Origin of the sequence: Fictibacillus iocasae (assembly GCF_042665465.1) — a bacterium.
GTDB classification, from domain to species: domain Bacteria; phylum Bacillota; class Bacilli; order Bacillales; family Fictibacillaceae; genus Fictibacillus; species Fictibacillus iocasae.
On sequence record NZ_JBHTCP010000023.1, the window covers coordinates 1 to 599 of the forward strand.

1 protein-coding gene is annotated in these 599 nt (G+C 43.4%); it reads left to right on the forward strand.

Annotation, left to right across the window (positions count from 1 at the left end; translation table 11 throughout):
* A partial coding sequence (locus tag ACFQPF_RS11365) for a transposase (protein ID WP_379749724.1) occupies positions 1–599 on the forward strand: 599 nt, incomplete at both ends.

The following is a 599-nucleotide window of genomic DNA, read 5'->3' on the forward strand; positions in this document are numbered from 1 at the left end:
ACTCATTGAGATCATTGAAAACGATTCTTCTCTTTCAGCGTATCCCAAAGTAAAAGAGCCGTTAAATCTATTGAAAGAAATGGTCGAAGACGACTTGGAAAACCTGAGGATTTCAGAAGACGAAGACGCAAAAGTTGGACACAAGAGTGCAGACTCTTCTTTCTTTGGCTATAAGACGCATCTTGCGATGACGGAAGAACGAATCATTACAGCTGCCACGATTACGACAGGTGAAAAAAGCGACGGAAAAGAACTCCAAACGCTGATTGAAAAAAGCAAGGATGCGGGAATTAATGTCGAAACGGTCATCGGAGATGCCGCTTACTCAGAAAAGGCGAACATTGAATACAGTAGAGACCACAACATTCAATTGGTTTCCAAGCTGCACCCTTCCATCACCCAAGGCTATCGCAAAAAAGAAGACGAGTTTCACTTCAACAAGGACGCAGGAATGTACGTCTGTAAAGCTGGTCACATGGCCATTCGAAAAGGGCGACAAGGGAAAAAAGGAGTCGGAGCGAACCAGGTCGATACCTATTATTTCAATATTGAAAAGTGTAAACACTGCCCCTTTCAGGAAGGATGTTATAAACCAGGAG